Below are 14,236 nucleotides of genomic sequence, written 5' to 3' on the forward strand. Positions count from 1 at the left end.
GCCGTGCCGCCGGAGGCCGGGAACTGGGACACGGGCTATGGGCTCGGCCTGCAACTGGTACGCGGGGAGGGGCGCACCCTGGTGGGGCACTGCGGCTCTCTGCCGGGCTTCGTGGCGGGCCTGTGGGTGAGCGTGGAGGAGGATGTCACCGCCGTGATGCTCGCCAACACCACGTCGGGCCCGCTGCCCGGGACGGTCGCCGCCGACCTCGTACGAATCGTGGCCGACGCCGAGCCCCGTATCCCCGAGCCCTGGCAGCCGCTGCCCGACATCGACCCGGCACTGCTGGGGCTGACCGGCCCCTGGTACTGGGGCACGTACTCCTACGGTCTGCGCGTCGTCGCCCAGGGGGGCGTGGAGCTGTGTCCCCTGAAGGGGCAGGGCCGTGCCTCCCACTTCCGGGCCGAGCCGGATGGCACGTGGACCGGTCTGGACGGCTACTACGCGGGGGAGACGCTGCGGGTGGTGCGGCGTGCGGACGGTTCCGTGAGCCACCTGGACCTGGGGTCGTTCGTGTTCACGCGCGAGCCGTACGAGCCGGGGGACGCGGTGCCGGGCGGTGTCGACCAGGACGGCTGGCGCGGGCTGTGACGTGCGCCAGTGGTGACGTTTCACGTGAAACGGTGCGCCCGCCGCACCGGCCCATGCCTCACAGCGTCATCTTGAAGCCCACGTGTGAGGCCTCGAACCCAAGCCGCTTGTAGAAGCGGTGGGCGTCGGTGCGGGTGGCGTCGGATGTGAGTTGCACCAACTGGCATCCCCGCCGCCGCGACTCGCTGATCGCCCACTCGATGAGTTGAGTGCCGAGGCCGCCGCCCCGTTCATCGGTGTGTATGCGGACGGCTTCGATGATCGACCGGCTGGCACCACGCCGGGAGAGACCGGGAATGATCGTGAGCTGAAGTGTCCCGACGACCCGCTCGCCGCGTACGGCGACGACCAGGTGCTGGTGCGGGTCGCCCGTCAGTCGCTCGAAGGCGGCGGTGTACGGGGTGAGGTCGTCGGGCGACTCGCGCTGGGCGCCCAGGGGGTCGTCGGCGAGCATGGCCACGATCGCGGGGATGTCGGCGTGAGCCGCGGGCCTGATGTCAAGATCACTCATGCGGCGCAGCGTACTCGCGCGCCACGGCCGGGCTGCGCTGAATGTGGGCGGGAAGGTCAGCCCACGGGGGCGTGCAGCTCTTCGACGGCCCTGACCAGGGGGGCCAGCTCAGGGTTCCTCGCCGCCTCGTCGAGCGCCTCGCGCAGGGCCGCGTCATTGGTGGGCCGGGCCTCGGCCAGGAGCGTCAGGCCGGCCTCGGTGACATCGGTGTAGATACCGCGCCGGTCCGTGTCGCAGAGGTAGCGCGTGAGCAGCCCCCGGTCCTCGAGGCGGGTGACCAGGCGGGTGGTGGCGCTCTGGCTGAGCACGACGGCGTCGGCGACCTGCTTCATCTGGAGATGACCGCCGGGGCCGCTGTGCTGCCGGCTGAGGACATCGAGCAGGGAGAACTCCCGCACGCTCAGGCCATGCTTCGCCTCCAGCTCGCGCTCGATGCGGGCCTCGATCTTCCCGTGGAGCAGCGAGAGCGCGCACCAGCCCTGGGAGAGGGCGGTGAGCGCCGGGTCTGTGGCTGTCATGGGGGTCTCTCCTCCGTCCCGGAGCGGCTTGTCCACCAGGATAGACGACCGCTGCAATAGCCCGCGCTTGCCATTAACCCGCGTCTGCAATTATTGTCGACGCTCGTAAGGCGCAGACGCAATCTTCTGGAAGGTGTACTCCATGCCCCTCGCGCTTCTGGCCCTCGCCATCGGGGCCTTCGGTATCGGGACCACCGAGTTCGTGATCATGGGGCTGCTTCCACAGGTCGCGGCTGACTACCAGGTGTCCATCCCGGCCGCGGGCTACCTCGTCACCGGCTACGCGCTCGGCGTGGTCCTGGGAGCCCCTCTGATGACCGCCCTCGGCACCCGGGTCTCCCGGAAGCGGATGCTGATGCTGCTGATGGGCCTGTTCATCGCGGGCAACCTGCTGTCCGCCGTCGCTCCGGTCTTCGGACTGATGCTGGCCGGACGCGTCGTCGCGTCCCTCGCCCACGGGGCGTTCTTCGGCATCGGATCGGTCGTCGCCGCCGACCTCGTCGTCCCGGAGAAGAAGGCCGGCGCCATCGCGATGATGTTCACCGGCCTGACCGTGGCCAATGTGGTCGGCGTACCCGCCGGCACCTTCATCGGTCAGACGGCCGGATGGCGCCTGACGTTCTTCGTCGTCGCCGCCCTCGGTGTCCTCGGTCTCCTCGGGGTCGCGAAGCTGGTCCCGGAGCAGCCCAAGCCCGAAGGAGTACGGCTGCGGCACGAGCTCGCCGCCTTCCGCAACGTCCAGGTGCTGCTGGCCATGGCGATGACCGTGCTCGGCTTCGGCGGCGTCTTCGCCGCGATCACCTACATCACCCCGATGATGACCGAGGCAGCCGGCTTCGCCGAGTCCTCCGTCACCTGGCTGCTCGTCCTCTTCGGCCTGGGCATGGTCGGCGGCAACCTCATCGGGGGCAAGCTCGCCGACCGAAAGCTGATGCCGCTGCTCTACGTCTCGCTGGGCGCCCTCGCCGTGGTGCTCGCCCTGTTCACCGTCACGGCACACCACCAGGTCGCGGCCGCCATCACCATCACCCTGATCGGCGCATTGGGCTTCGCCACCGTGCCGCCGCTCCAGAAGCGGGTCCTGGACCAGGCCGCCGGCGCTCCCACCCTGGCCTCCGCCGTGAACATCGGCGCCTTCAACCTCGGTAACGCGCTGTCCGCCTGGCTCGGCGGCATCGTGATCGCGTCTGGCCTCGGGATCACCGCCCCCAACTGGGTCGGTGCCGTGCTCGCCGCTTCCGCCCTGGCGCTGGCCGTCCTTTCCAGCGCACTGGAGCGCCGGGACACCCGGCACGGCAGCCGGATCGTCGCCGGTGCCACCCCTGAGCCGGCCACCGTCGGCGCGGCCCACCACTGAACACACCCACGGGAACTCCCGTCCCCCTCCCCCCGCACCCCCTCAGCAAGGAGCCATCCACATGAGCACCACCACCACCGTCGCCCCTCTGACCACCCAGGACGCCGAGGCCCTCGTGAACACCGCCCGCCGCGCCGCCGAGGCGGCCGGGGCCACCGTCGCCGTCACCGTCCTGGACGCGGGCGGCCATCTGCTCACCTTCCGCCGTGACGACCGCGCGGTGCTGATCGCCGGGGAGACCAGCACCCGCAAGGCGTTCACCGCCCTCCAGCTCAATGCCCCGACGGCCGACCTGGTCGACGCCGTCCAGCCCGGCGGCCCCTTCCACACGCTTCCCACCGCCCTCGACCGGCCGCTCCTCTTCATCGCCGGTGGCGTCCCGGTCCACCGCGACGGCCGTCTCATCGGCGCCATCGGCGTGGGGGGCGGCGCCCCGGAGCAGGACCACGAGTTCGCCACCGCAGCGGTGCAGGCCCTGACGTAAGGACGACGGGCTCGCTCCCTTCACCCTCGTCCCCCTGGCCCGGAAGCGTTCCTGGCCGGGGGGACTGGCGTATCTCGCGCATGCGGGGCGCCGCGTCCCGCGAGCGGGACGTTCGCGTTGTTTCACGTGAAACACAGCCCGACCGGGACGCTCGCTGGCGGTGTCCGGCGACGGAGAAAAGCGCACGTACTAACCTCGGCGTACATGGCGAGCCCACCCAGACTCCACCTGTTCGATCTCGACGGCACACTGATCCGCGGGTCGGCGGCGGCCGTGGAGATATCCCGCCAGCTCGGGCTGAGTGCCGAGATCGCCGAGCTGGAGCGCGCGTTCCTGACCAAGGCACTGACTCCGGACGAGTTCGCGGTCCGAGCCAGGGAACTGTGGTCCGAGCTGACCCTGGAGCATGTCGTGGCGGCGTTCGACGGCGCGCCATGGCTGGAAGGCATCCGTGACGTATGGGCGGACATCCGGGCACGCGGCGGTTACTGCGCGGTCATCTCTCTCTCACCCGATTTCTTCGTCGAGCGGCTGCTCGACTGGGGGGCTCACGCCGCCCACGGTTCACGTTGGCCTGCCGTCCCATTCACCCAGCCGGTCAATCGGGAGGGCATTCTCAATGCGTCGGCGAAAGTGAAGATCGCGAACCGACTCTGTGCAGAGTTGGGGGTGGATCTGGACGAGTGTGTTGCATACGGTGATTCCATGTCCGACGCGGAGATCTTCGCGACGGTCCCGGTAGCGGTAGCGATCAACGCGGACCACCATCTGTCCGGTCTTGCCACACACGCTTATACGGGAGGCGATCTCCGCGAGGCCTACGAACTGGTACGAGCCGACCGTTAGTTGCAGGACACGGCGGTAACGCAGCCTAACGAAAACTGGGGTCGAAATCCGGGCTTTCCGCTCTCGCTCCGACGAGCCGGCAATCCCTGCCATGCTGCGACCACGGCAACTGCGGTCAATGTCACAGCCGGTCGCGCTCGTCCCGTTTCGTGGTGCGGTTGAGGGTTACTGTGGGCAGCGGGCAGCGAATACGAGCCGAAAAGCGGCGAATTGAGGCACCTTCCGGGCTGGCGGAAGTGCACAGACCGACCGAAAGAAGTTCGAGGCGAGGCACTCTATGGACGCTCCGACCACCACGTCGGCCGACAACGGCACTTCCGGCGGCAGCGGCGGGGGCAGCGGATGGTTCACCCCGCGCAAGCCGGTCACCGACCGGTCCACCGAGCCCGGAGCTGCCCACTCCGACGGGCGGCAGGGGCCTGCGGCGGGCACTGACGAGGCCCGGGACGGAAGCCAGGAACCGACAGCCGGTCCGCGTCGTCCGCTCACGTCCATACGCATGGTCGGCAACGGCGCGACGCGCACCGCCCCGCCCCAGGCGATGCCCGAGCATCCCGCGGACCGCGCCCGGACCCCCGGGACGCACGGCACCCCGTACGACCGCCCGTACAACGCCCCCGGCCGCCAGGAGGACGGCGCCGACCGCCCCTCCGACGTCCCGGACCAACCCGCCCACCCGCACCCCGGCGAAGGCCGGACCGGCCTCCCGCACGGCCCCGCCGCCCCCGCCGAGCACCGCCCCGCCCACGGCCCCGCCGCCCCCGCCGAAGGCCACCCGCACAGCGCCGGTCGCCAGGGCGGGCCCGCCGACCGGGCGGACAGCGCCCCGGACCAGCCCGCCCCCGCCTCCAGCCCCGCCCTCGGTCCCACTTCCGCCGCTGCCACCAATCCCGCGCCCGCCCCCGCCGAGGCGGAGGCCCCGGCCTCGGCAGCGGAGCCGGGGTCGCCCGACGCGGTACGGGTCCGGCGGACACTCGCCGAGATCGGGCCCGTGGCCGACAAGGTCACCTCGTACTTCTACGCCCTGCTCTTCACCCGCAGCCCCGAACTGCGCGCCCTCTTCCCGGCCGCCATGGAGACCCAGCGCGACCGGCTCCTGAAGGCGCTGCTGACCGCCGCCGAGCACATGGACAACGCTGGCGTGCTCACCGAGTACCTCCAGCACCTGGGCCGCGGACACCGCAAGTACGGCACCGAGGCGTCGCACTACCCGGCCGTCGGCGAGGCGCTCATCGGGGCGCTCAGCCGGTACGCGACGACGACCTGGGACCAGGAGACCGAGGCCGCCTGGGTCCGGACGTACACGACGATCTCCCAGATCATGATCGACGCGGCCGCCGAGAACGAACGGCACGCGCCCGCCTGGTGGCACGCCGAGGTCGTCTCGCACGACCTGAGAACGCCCGACATCGCGGTCATCACGGTCCGCCCCGACCAGCCGTACCCCTTCCTCGCGGGGCAGTACACGAGCCTGGAGACGCCGTGGTGGCCGCGGATATGGCGGCACTACTCCTTCGCCTCCACGCCCCGCTCCGACGGCCTGCTGTCCTTCCACGTGAAGGCGGTCCCGGCCGGCTGGGTGTCCAACGCCCTCGTCCACCACGCGCGCCCCGGCGACGTACTGCGGCTGGGCCCGCCGGCCGGTTCGATGACCGTCGACCACACCACCGACAACGGCATGCTCTGCCTGGGCGGCGGCACCGGTATCGCGCCCATCAAGGCGCTGGTGGAGGACGTCGCCGAGCACGGCGAGCGGCGCCCGGTCGAGGTCTTCTACGGCGCCCGCACGGATCACGACCTGTACGACATCGACACCATGCTGCGCCTCCAGCAGTCCCACCCGTGGCTCGAGGTGCGGGCGATCATCGACGGCAGGACGCAACTGCCCGACGTGGTGCGCGAGTACGGGCCGTGGAACGAGTACGACGCCTACCTCTCGGGCCCGGTCGGCATGATCCGCAGCAGTGTCGACGCGCTCAGGGGCGTCGGCGTGCCCTACGAGCGCATCCGCCACGACTCGCTCGAGGAACTCGTGGCGGCGGCCGACTAGCACCCGGCCGGACCGGTCAGCCCAGGTCGGGGGCGTGCATCGCCCGTACGCCCTCGATGTTGCCGTCCAGGTAGTGCCGCAGCGACAGCGGCACCAGGTTGACGGCGGCGATGCCCACCCGGCTGAAGGGCACGCGCACGATCTCGTACTCGCCGAGCGGCTCGTCCATCTCCGGCCCGTGCCGCTGTGAGGGGTCCATGGACTCCAGCCGGCAGACGAAGAAGTGCTGCACCTTCACGCCCGAGACGCCGGCGTCCACGATGTGCTCGACGGTGTCGACGAAACAGGGCACCACATCGGTGATCTTGGCGCCCAGTTCCTCGTGGACCTCCCGGTGCAGCGCGTCGACGACCGTCGTGTCGTCCGGCTCGACACCGCCGCCCGGGGTGACCCAGTAGGGGTCCAGGCCAGGCTTCGTACGCTTGATCAGGACGAGGTCGTCGCCGTCGAGCAGGATGGCGCGTGCGGTGCGCTTGACCACGGGACGTTCGGTCATGGCTTCACCATGGCCCGGAGGACTTCGTCTGAAACACCCCCGGGACCGGCATCGACCTGCCGTCACCAGTCCGTCGCAGCGCGCAGCAGCGACTCGTGCGCCCGCGCGATGTGCGGCAGGGCGAGTGTGCCCGTGCGCACCACCACGAAGTAGGTGCGCAGCGGGGGCACCGGCGGGTCCAGGAGGGCCACCAGCCGGCCGCTGGCGAGGTCGTCCTCGCACAGGTAGCGGGGCAGTACGGCGAGGCCGGCGCCCGAGGCGGCCGACTCCTGGACGGCGCGCAGGTCGGGCGCGATGACGGTGGCCGCGGCGGCCGGTTTCGACTCGAAGACCTCCGCCCAGTAGCGCGCCACGAACGGCAGCGACTCATGGACCTCGACCACCGGCAACTGCTCCAGGACGACGGCGCCCCGGCGTAACAGGACGCCGGGCGCCAGGCGGGCGGCCCAGCGTGGGGAGGCGACCAGGACGTGCTCCTCGTCGCAGAGCGGGGTCGCGGTCAGCAGGCCGCCGCGCGGGCGGGCGGTGGCGATGGCCAGGTCGTGGTGGCCGGCGGCCAGCCCGTCGAGGACCTCCTCGGCGGCCGAGACCAGGGAGGTGCGCACCGCGAGCCCCTGCGAGACCAGGGTGGTGAGGGCGGGCAGGGCGCGCACGGAGGTGAACTCGGGCGGCCCGGCGAGGTGGAGGGTGCGGACCCCGGACTCGTCGTCGAGCCCCGCCTCGGCGATCTCGACGAGCGCGTCCAGGTGCGGCGCCGCCCGGTGGGCGAGCTCGTCGCCGATGGTGGTGGGCGTGACGCCGCGGGCCTGGCGCAGGAACAGCGGGCGGCCCAGTTGACGTTCCAGCGTGCGGATCTGGCTGGTCACGGCCGGCTGGGAGAGGCCCAGCAGAGCGGCGGCGCGGGTGAAGGAACCGGCCCGGTGCACCGTGACGAACGTACGCAGCAACGCCAGATCCATGCGCCTCCCCCCTCCCACCGTCGGCCACGTACGGCTGACGTCGCCTCAGATCCGACCGTCCAACTATAAATAAGTCGATAGGTCGCTGTCGCTAGCGTGATTGGACACTGACACAGAGTCAACTAGCCTTGTTCACGCGGTCACCGCAGAAAAAAGCGGACGGTCCGAGCCATGAGGGGGGAGGCTCGGACCGTCCGTGCGTCATGGGTGATCGCCCGGTTCACCGCCGCGGCCCGGCCTCAGCCCGGTCTCGTCCAGGGCGCGCAGCACGTCCGCCACCAGGTCCTCGGCGTCCTCGGCACCGACCGAGAAGCGGATGAAGCCCTCGGGGACCGCGTCCCCGCCCCACCGCCCGCGCCGCTCGGCCGTGGAGCGCACCCCGCCGAAGCTGGTCGCGTCGTCCACCAGCCGCAGCGCCTCCAGGAAGCGCTCCGCCCGCTCCCGGTCGGGCAGCACGAAGGAGACGACCGACCCGAACCGGCGCATCTGCCCGGCCGCCACCTTGTGCGAGGGGTCGCCCGGCAGCCCCGGGTAGCGCACGCCGGTCACGTCCGCGCGCCCCGCCAGTGCTTCCGCGAGCGTCAGTGCGGTCGCGCACTGCCGGTCGACGCGGAGCTGGAGCGTCGCCAGCGACCGGTGCGCGAGCCAGGCCTCCATCGGCCCCGGGATCGCCCCGGCGATCTTGCGCCACCGCCGCACCCCCGCCGCCAGGGTGGTGTCACGGCAGGTCACGTGCCCGAGCAGGATGTCCCCGTGCCCGGTCAGCCCCTTGGTGTCGCTGGCCACGGAGAAGTCGGCGCCCAGCTCCAGCGGGCGCTGTCCCAGGGGGGTGGCGAGCGTGTTGTCGAGCGCCACCAGCGCACCTCCCGCGTGCGCGGCTGTCACCAGGCGCCGGACGTCGCACACGTCGAGCCCGGGGTTGGACGGCGTCTCGATCCACAGCAGGCGTGCTCCGTCCAGCACCGCGAGCTGGGCGTCGCCGCCGGTCGGCGCGGGGCGCACCTCGATCCCGTAGGCCTGGAGCTGCTCCCGCACGAGAGCCAGCGCCTGGTAGCCGTCGGCCGGAAGGACGACCGCGTCACCGGCCTTGAGCTGCGAGAACAGGACGGCGGAGATCGCGGCCATCCCGGAGGCGAAGACGACCGTCTCGGCCTCCGGCGTGCCGGGCGCCTCCAGCTCGCCGATGGCCCGCTCCAGATGCGTCCAGGTCGGGTTCTCGTCCCTCCCGTAGGTGTAGGGCCCGGTCGGCTCGCCCGGCAGGTGGTAGTGGGCGGCGAACACCGGCCCGGGGAGGGTGGGTTCGTACGCCTTCGGTTCGGGAAGGCCGGCCCGTACCGCCCTGGTTCCGTCGCCCCACGTCATGCGGCACGCTCCTCAAGACTGTTCCGTACGGCGACGAGCAGCCCTTCGCTCGCCGCCTCCACCATGGCCAGGCACTCCTCGAAGCCCGCCCGCGAGCCGTAGTACGGATCGGGGACGTCGAGGTCGGCCGGTGCCGCCGGGTCGTACGACCGCAGCAGTCGTATCTTCGCCGCCTCCATGGGCGTGGGCGCGAGCCGGATCAGCTCCCGCCGGTGGCTCCCGTCCAGCGCGATCACCAGGTCGAGCCGTGCGAACCAGGACGGGCGGAACCGCCGGGCGGTGTGCTCGGTCCCGTAACCGTGCTCGTCGAGGACGGAGAGGGCACGCGGGTCGGCGCCGTCCCCCTCGTGCCAGCCGCCGGTGCCCGCGCTGTCGACCTCCACCAGGCCGCCGAGCCCGGCCTCCGCCACCCTCGCGCGGAAGACGGACGCGGCCATCGGCGAGCGGCATATGTTGCCGGTGCAGACGAAGCAGACGCGGTAGGCGGTGCGCACTGGTCTCACCCGGCTCAGTCCCTGCCGTCGGGCAGGACGACGTTCATGGCCCACGAGACGACGGAGATGATCAGGCCGCCGAGCACGGCGGTCCAGAAGCCCTCGACGTGGAAGTTGAGGCCCAGCGTGTCGGCGAGCCACGAGGTGAGCAGCAGCATCAGCGCGTTCACGATCAGCGTGAACAGGCCCAGCGTGAGGATGAACAGCGGCAGGGTGAGAAGCTTCACCACAGGCTTGACGAGGGTGTTCACGACGCCGAAGACCAGGGCCACCAGGACCAGGGTCAGGGCCTTCTTGCCGGTGCTGTCACCGGTGAGCGTGATGTCGGCGAGCAGCCAGATCGCCACGGCCAGCGCGGCCGCGTTCGCGATCGTCTTGACGAGGAAATTCATCATGTGTCTGATCGTGGCAGACCCGATCGGACGAAGGGCAGGGGCGGACGGACCATGAAGGCATTCCGACTGGACGAGCTGGAGGCGGAGCGCGTCGCCAATGACGGCGCGTATCTGCAGTTCCTTCGGGAGCGGAACATGTCGGTGGGCCTGTACGCGCTGGACGCCGGGCAGCTCGATCCGCAGCAGCCGCACAAGGAGGACGAGGTGTACTTCGTCGTCAGCGGGCGTGCGTCGATCACGGTGGGGACGGAGACGACGCAGGTGGGGCGGGGGAGCGTGGTCTACGTGCCGGCCGGGGTGCCGCACAAGTTCCACCACATCACCGAGGACCTGCGGGTGATGGTGGTCTTCTCCCCGCCGGAGAGCTGAGTCCCGTCCGGGACCCCGGCCGGACCTCTTCCGGGCGCCGCCCGTACGCATCCGGAACCCGTCCGGACCCTAGGGGAAGGATCAGGGGAGAGCCGGGGGCCGTGGAGCACCCGTCGCGCGTCCCCGGCACCTAGCATCGAAGGTGCCAACGGTAGGAATGGTCACCAGAGATGAGGTCGGGACAATGGCGGCGGTACGGGAAATGCTCGCGGGGATGCCCTGGTGGGTCAAGTGGATCGCCATACCCGTCGTCGCGCTGGTGGTCTTCGGAAGCCTGATCGGCACGGTGATCAGTGTGCTGATCGGGCTGCTGTTCAAGGTGCTGGTGTTCGCCGTGCTGGTCGGTGGACTCATTTACGTCGTACGGAAGTTCATGTCGTCCTCGTCGTCCCGGGGCGACTGGTGAGATCCCCCGGACATTCGTCCGTGCGCCAGCCCGGGTGTTAGCCCGGGCGGGGGAACGGCCCCGGCGAAACCTCACCCCGAACGGAGGCTGCCATTAGAGTGGCAAGCCTCCGCTGCCCTTGGAATCAAGGGGTTTACCTACGCCCTACCAGCGGTTTGTACGACTGAACTGGGCGTAATGCCTGGGGGTGACCTTTGGCCACGGCACCGCATTCCCCTCCCACCCGTACCCCGATCCCTTTCCCCTCCCGCTCCCCCGCTTCCTCCCGCTCCCTGACTCCGCCTCCCGCCCCCGCGCGGGCTCCCGAGCCGGAGCCCGCGGCCGCCGCCGCGCCGACGCTCATCGGTTCCGTGCAGCGGGCGCTGAGGCTGCTGGAGGCGGTGGCGTCCCACACCGACGGCGCGCCCGCCAAGCAGCTCGCGCGCGAGACGGGTTTGCCGCTGCCGACCGCCTACCACCTGCTGCGCACCCTGACGCACGAGGGATATCTGCGCCGGGAGAGCGGGGTGTTCGTCCTCGGGGAGGCGGTGGCGCGGCTGGCGGGCGGCGCGGCGTTGCAGAATCGTCGCAGCAAGATCGAGAGCTCGCTCGCGCACTGGCGCGACACGATCGGTGTCCCCGTGTACTTCGCCGTCTACCGTGACGGCGAGATCGAACTCATCTCGGTCTCCGACACCCCGTCCGTGCCCGCCGTCGATGAGTGGGCGGACTTCCGGGAGACGGGACACGCCCACGCCATCGGCCAGTGCCTGCTCAGCCAGCTCGACGAGCCGTCCCGGCGCGACCACCTGGACCGCCACCCCGTGCAGGCCATCACCCCGTACACGGTCCGTGACGGACGGACGCTGCTGGAGCGGCTCCGGACCACGCAGCGGATGCAGCCGGTGGTCGAGCGCCAGGAGTACGCGCTCGGCACGGTCTGCGCGGCCATTCCCGTCACGGCGGGGTCCACCGCCGCCACGATGGCCATTTCCGTCCCCATCCACCAGGAACAACGGCTGCTGCCCGCGGTGGAGCGGCTGCGCGGAGAGGTGGGGAGGCTGTTCAGTTCACTCGTGTTCTCTATCAGTATCTGAAAAATCACTCCTTGTGATCCTGTAGGGCATACAGGACGATGGCGTCAAGAGGCCAGTGCGGATCTTTCCTGGCCGATTTTCCAGCCGCTTTCTCACCGATCTTCATGAGCTGTTGTTCACCACTGCTTCATCCATTGCGGGGTACATGATGCGCGAGTCGGTTCAGGCCGAAGTCCTGATGAGCTTCGTCGTCTCCGAGGAGCTTTCCTTCAGGATTCCGGTCGAGCTGGGGTACGAGACGAGAGATCCGTTCGCGGTTCGGATGACGTTCCACCTGCCCGGCGATGCCCCGGTCACTTGGGCATTCGGCCGGGAGCTGCTGGTGGACGGGATCAATGGGCCGAGCGGTGACGGCGATGTGCACATCACGCCGACCGGACCCGAGGACCTGTCGGACGTCAGCATCAGGCTCCAGGTCGGTGCCGACCGCGCGGTGTTCCGGTCCAGCGCGCCGCCCCTGGTGGCCTTCCTCGACCGCACCGACAAGCTGGTGCCGCTGGGGCAGGAGCGCACGCTCGGTGATTTCGAGGACCACTTGGAGGAAGCCCTCGGCCGCATCCTCGCCGAGGAGAACGCCGGCTGAGGGCTCCGCCCGGGGGCCAGGGGGTGTCTTGCCGATCTCGCCGGGCTCGCGACGCCTGGCACGCACGCTCGCTGCGTTGTCGTCGGTCGCCAATGTCCCCCGTAGCCCTACGGGCACGGGAGGTGCCCCCACCGCAGTGGCTCCTCCCCCTGCCTTCGGCGGGGGGACCCCCACCTCCGCCTGGCGATGCGTCCCCTCGGCCCTGGCAGCCGGGGGAGACCCCATGCACCAGACGCCGCTCCCTGATCCGGCCTGATCGACAAGACACCCCCTACCGCTTGCGCCGTCGTCCCCGCCCCCCGGCGCGGACGCCCGCCGGTGCCTCGGGGCCCGGCCGGTCGGCCGAGACGACCAGGGCGGCCAGCGCGGTGGTCACCGGCACCGAGGCCACCAGACCGATCGAACCCACCAGAGTCCGCACGATTTCCTCGGCGACCAGTTCGCTGTTGGCGACCGTGCCCACGCTGCTCTGCGCGATCGAGAACAGCAGCAGCAGGGGCAGGGCCGCACCCGCGTACGCGAGCACCAGAGTGTTCACCACCGAGGCGATGTGGTCGCGACCGATCCGGATACTGGCCCGGTACAGGGCCCGCGGTCCCATCCTCGGGTCCGCCTGGTGCAGTTCCCACACCGCGGACGTCTGGGTCACGGTCACGTCGTCCAGGACACCGAGCGAACCGATGATGATGCCGGCGAGCAGCAGGCCGGACATGTCGATCTCCGGGTAGAGGCCGTGGATGAGGCCCGTGTTGTCGTCGGTGTTGCCGGTCAGCGAGGCCCAGTCGATGAACAGCGAGCCGAGGAGCCCGATCAGCAGCAGCGAGATCAGCGTGCCCAGCACCGCGACGGAGGTGCGCGCGGTGAGCCCGTGGCAACTGTAGAGCGCGATCAGCATGATGGCGCTCGACCCCACCACCGCCACGAGCAGCGGGTTCGACCCCTGGAGGATCGCGGGCAGGATGAACACGGTCAGCACGGCGAAGCTCACGGCCAGCGCGATCAGTGCCATCACCCCGCGCATCCGGCCGACGGCCACCACCACCAGCGCGAAGATCCCCGCCAGGACCAGCATCGGAACCTTCCGGTTCACATCGGTCACCGAATACTGGAGGTCACGCGGGGCGTCCGGGGCGTAGGCCACCACCACCCCCTGACCCTCCTCCAACTGGCGGGGCGCGTCGGGCTGCACGACCTCGACGAACCGCCGGCCCTTGTCCTTGCCGGTCGTGACCTCGACCGTCGCCTTCGTGCACTGCCCCTGCTGGGCGTTGACCGCCTCACGGCCCTCCGGGGTGGTCGTGTCGCCGGTCGGCGGGACCTGCGCGGCGTTCACGTCCCGGCAGTCGACCTTCTCGGTCTGGACCACCGTGCCCTGCTCGGTCTGCCGGTCGAAGCCGACGCCCGTGCGTTCGTGCTCCGGGGCACCACCGGGCCACAGGACGACGAGGCCGACCAGCACGGCCGTCGCGAAGGGGATCAGGACCGCGGCGATGACCTTCCGCAGGTGCTTGGAGACGGGCGCGGCGGGGCCGTGGCCATGGGCATGGCTGTGGGTATGACCATGTGCCTGTCCGGTCGGTTCGGGGGGCTGCTGCGAGGAAGTCACCGACCGATCATCGCAAGAACGACCGGGGCCCTCTGTTCAGCGTGGCCGGGATGGCGCTAGCGTGGTGGCACCTTTGCACACGCGGGAGCTCGGAGCACCGGGCTGAGAGGGCGCTGACATCCGTACGACGGGT

Annotated in this window: 17 protein-coding genes; 9 read left to right on the forward strand and 8 right to left on the reverse strand. The window is 70.7% G+C overall.

Going from position 1 to position 14,236, the window contains the following annotated elements:
- A partial coding sequence (locus E2B92_RS27405) for a beta-lactamase family protein (protein ID WP_235024010.1) occupies positions 1-591 on the forward strand: 591 nt, incomplete at its 5' end.
- Positions 592-649: 58 nt separating this feature from the next.
- Here the strand turns inward: E2B92_RS27405 and E2B92_RS27410 are convergent.
- Both E2B92_RS27410 and E2B92_RS27415 read right to left on the reverse strand, forming a co-directional pair.
- A complete protein-coding gene (locus E2B92_RS27410) occupies positions 650-1,102 on the reverse strand; it encodes a GNAT family N-acetyltransferase (protein WP_126884146.1) in 453 nt (150 codons plus the stop codon).
- A 56-nt stretch (positions 1,103-1,158) separates the two neighbouring features.
- Positions 1,159-1,620: a MarR family winged helix-turn-helix transcriptional regulator gene (locus E2B92_RS27415; protein ID WP_126884145.1), complete on the reverse strand. Its 462-nt coding sequence runs from the start codon at positions 1,618-1,620 to the stop codon at positions 1,159-1,161.
- Between the two features lie 142 nt (positions 1,621-1,762).
- On the opposite strand from E2B92_RS27415, the gene E2B92_RS27420 reads away from it, so the two are divergent.
- From E2B92_RS27420 to E2B92_RS27435, 4 genes are all read left to right on the forward strand, one after another.
- Positions 1,763-2,977 (forward strand): MFS transporter, encoded by a 1,215-nt coding sequence (locus tag E2B92_RS27420; protein ID WP_126884144.1) that lies wholly within the window; start codon positions 1,763-1,765, stop codon positions 2,975-2,977.
- A 61-nt stretch (positions 2,978-3,038) separates the two neighbouring features.
- Positions 3,039-3,461: a GlcG/HbpS family heme-binding protein gene (locus tag E2B92_RS27425; protein ID WP_126884143.1), complete on the forward strand. Its 423-nt coding sequence runs from the start codon at positions 3,039-3,041 to the stop codon at positions 3,459-3,461.
- 204 nt (positions 3,462-3,665) lie between these two features.
- Entirely contained in the window at positions 3,666-4,307 is a 642-nt protein-coding gene (locus E2B92_RS27430) for an HAD family hydrolase (RefSeq protein WP_126884142.1), read from the forward strand.
- A gap of 277 nt (positions 4,308-4,584) precedes the next feature.
- A complete protein-coding gene (locus E2B92_RS27435; protein ID WP_133087729.1) occupies positions 4,585-6,357 on the forward strand; it encodes a globin domain-containing protein in 1,773 nt (590 codons plus the stop codon).
- A gap of 16 nt (positions 6,358-6,373) precedes the next feature.
- Here the strand turns inward: E2B92_RS27435 and E2B92_RS27440 are convergent, their stop codons facing one another.
- The 5 genes from E2B92_RS27440 to E2B92_RS27460 form a co-directional block, all read right to left on the reverse strand.
- Entirely contained in the window at positions 6,374-6,853 is a 480-nt protein-coding gene (locus E2B92_RS27440; RefSeq protein ID WP_126889258.1) for an NUDIX hydrolase, read from the reverse strand.
- 62 nt (positions 6,854-6,915) lie between these two features.
- Entirely contained in the window at positions 6,916-7,812 is an 897-nt protein-coding gene (locus tag E2B92_RS27445; protein ID WP_126889257.1) for a LysR family transcriptional regulator, read from the reverse strand.
- Between the two features lie 201 nt (positions 7,813-8,013).
- Entirely contained in the window at positions 8,014-9,174 is a 1,161-nt protein-coding gene (locus tag E2B92_RS27450) for a cystathionine gamma-lyase (protein WP_126889256.1), read from the reverse strand.
- Positions 9,171-9,677, reverse strand: coding sequence for a low molecular weight protein-tyrosine-phosphatase (locus E2B92_RS27455; protein ID WP_312846109.1), 507 nt, complete (start codon positions 9,675-9,677; stop codon positions 9,171-9,173). The genes E2B92_RS27450 and E2B92_RS27455 overlap by 4 nt, the downstream gene beginning before the upstream one ends.
- A 5-nt stretch (positions 9,678-9,682) precedes the next feature.
- Entirely contained in the window at positions 9,683-10,063 is a 381-nt protein-coding gene (locus E2B92_RS27460; RefSeq protein WP_126889255.1) for a phage holin family protein, read from the reverse strand.
- Between the two features lie 51 nt (positions 10,064-10,114).
- Here E2B92_RS27460 and E2B92_RS27465 point away from each other — a divergent pair, with 51 nt between their 5' ends.
- The 4 genes from E2B92_RS27465 to E2B92_RS27480 all read left to right on the forward strand — a co-directional run bounded on the left by E2B92_RS27465 (position 10,115) and on the right by E2B92_RS27480 (position 12,497).
- Positions 10,115-10,432, forward strand: coding sequence for a cupin domain-containing protein (locus tag E2B92_RS27465; RefSeq protein ID WP_126889254.1), 318 nt, complete (start codon positions 10,115-10,117; stop codon positions 10,430-10,432).
- A gap of 157 nt (positions 10,433-10,589) precedes the next feature.
- On the forward strand, positions 10,590-10,838 hold the full coding sequence (locus E2B92_RS27470; RefSeq protein WP_382665641.1) for a DUF5326 family protein: 249 nt from the start codon (positions 10,590-10,592) through the stop codon (positions 10,836-10,838).
- Between the two features lie 350 nt (positions 10,839-11,188).
- Positions 11,189-11,914, forward strand: coding sequence for an IclR family transcriptional regulator (locus E2B92_RS27475; protein WP_133087730.1), 726 nt, complete (start codon positions 11,189-11,191; stop codon positions 11,912-11,914).
- Positions 11,915-12,062: 148 nt separating this feature from the next.
- A complete protein-coding gene (locus E2B92_RS27480) occupies positions 12,063-12,497 on the forward strand; it encodes an SsgA family sporulation/cell division regulator (RefSeq protein WP_126888001.1) in 435 nt (144 codons plus the stop codon).
- A gap of 271 nt (positions 12,498-12,768) precedes the next feature.
- On the opposite strand, the gene E2B92_RS27485 is transcribed toward E2B92_RS27480, so the two are convergent.
- A complete protein-coding gene (locus tag E2B92_RS27485; protein ID WP_126887992.1) occupies positions 12,769-14,103 on the reverse strand; it encodes a YibE/F family protein in 1,335 nt (444 codons plus the stop codon).
- Between the last annotated feature and the right edge of the window lie 133 nt (positions 14,104-14,236).

It is taken from the genome of Streptomyces sp. WAC05374 (assembly GCF_004353505.1).
GTDB lineage: Bacteria > Actinomycetota > Actinomycetes > Streptomycetales > Streptomycetaceae > Streptomyces.

Excerpts from the sequence above, each read along its gene's own strand:
- E2B92_RS27440 (WP_126889258.1), bottom strand. The coding sequence starts at position 6,853 with ATGACCGAACGTCCCGTGGTCAAGCGCACCGCACGCGCCATCCTGCTC.
- E2B92_RS27470 (WP_382665641.1), top strand. The coding sequence starts at position 10,590 with ATGGTCACCAGAGATGAGGTCGGGACAATGGCGGCGGTACGGGAAATG.
- E2B92_RS27480 (WP_126888001.1), top strand. The coding sequence starts at position 12,063 with ATGCGCGAGTCGGTTCAGGCCGAAGTCCTGATGAGCTTCGTCGTCTCC.
- E2B92_RS27450 (WP_126889256.1), bottom strand. The coding sequence starts at position 9,174 with ATGACGTGGGGCGACGGAACCAGGGCGGTACGGGCCGGCCTTCCCGAA.
- E2B92_RS27415 (WP_126884145.1), bottom strand. The coding sequence starts at position 1,620 with ATGACAGCCACAGACCCGGCGCTCACCGCCCTCTCCCAGGGCTGGTGC.
- E2B92_RS27445 (WP_126889257.1), bottom strand. The coding sequence starts at position 7,812 with ATGGATCTGGCGTTGCTGCGTACGTTCGTCACGGTGCACCGGGCCGGT.
- E2B92_RS27435 (WP_133087729.1), top strand. The coding sequence starts at position 4,585 with ATGGACGCTCCGACCACCACGTCGGCCGACAACGGCACTTCCGGCGGC.
- E2B92_RS27430 (WP_126884142.1), top strand. The coding sequence starts at position 3,666 with ATGGCGAGCCCACCCAGACTCCACCTGTTCGATCTCGACGGCACACTG.
- E2B92_RS27465 (WP_126889254.1), top strand. The coding sequence starts at position 10,115 with ATGAAGGCATTCCGACTGGACGAGCTGGAGGCGGAGCGCGTCGCCAAT.
- E2B92_RS27420 (WP_126884144.1), top strand. The coding sequence starts at position 1,763 with ATGCCCCTCGCGCTTCTGGCCCTCGCCATCGGGGCCTTCGGTATCGGG.
- E2B92_RS27425 (WP_126884143.1), top strand. The coding sequence starts at position 3,039 with ATGAGCACCACCACCACCGTCGCCCCTCTGACCACCCAGGACGCCGAG.
- E2B92_RS27460 (WP_126889255.1), bottom strand. The coding sequence starts at position 10,063 with ATGATGAATTTCCTCGTCAAGACGATCGCGAACGCGGCCGCGCTGGCC.
- E2B92_RS27410 (WP_126884146.1), bottom strand. The coding sequence starts at position 1,102 with ATGAGTGATCTTGACATCAGGCCCGCGGCTCACGCCGACATCCCCGCG.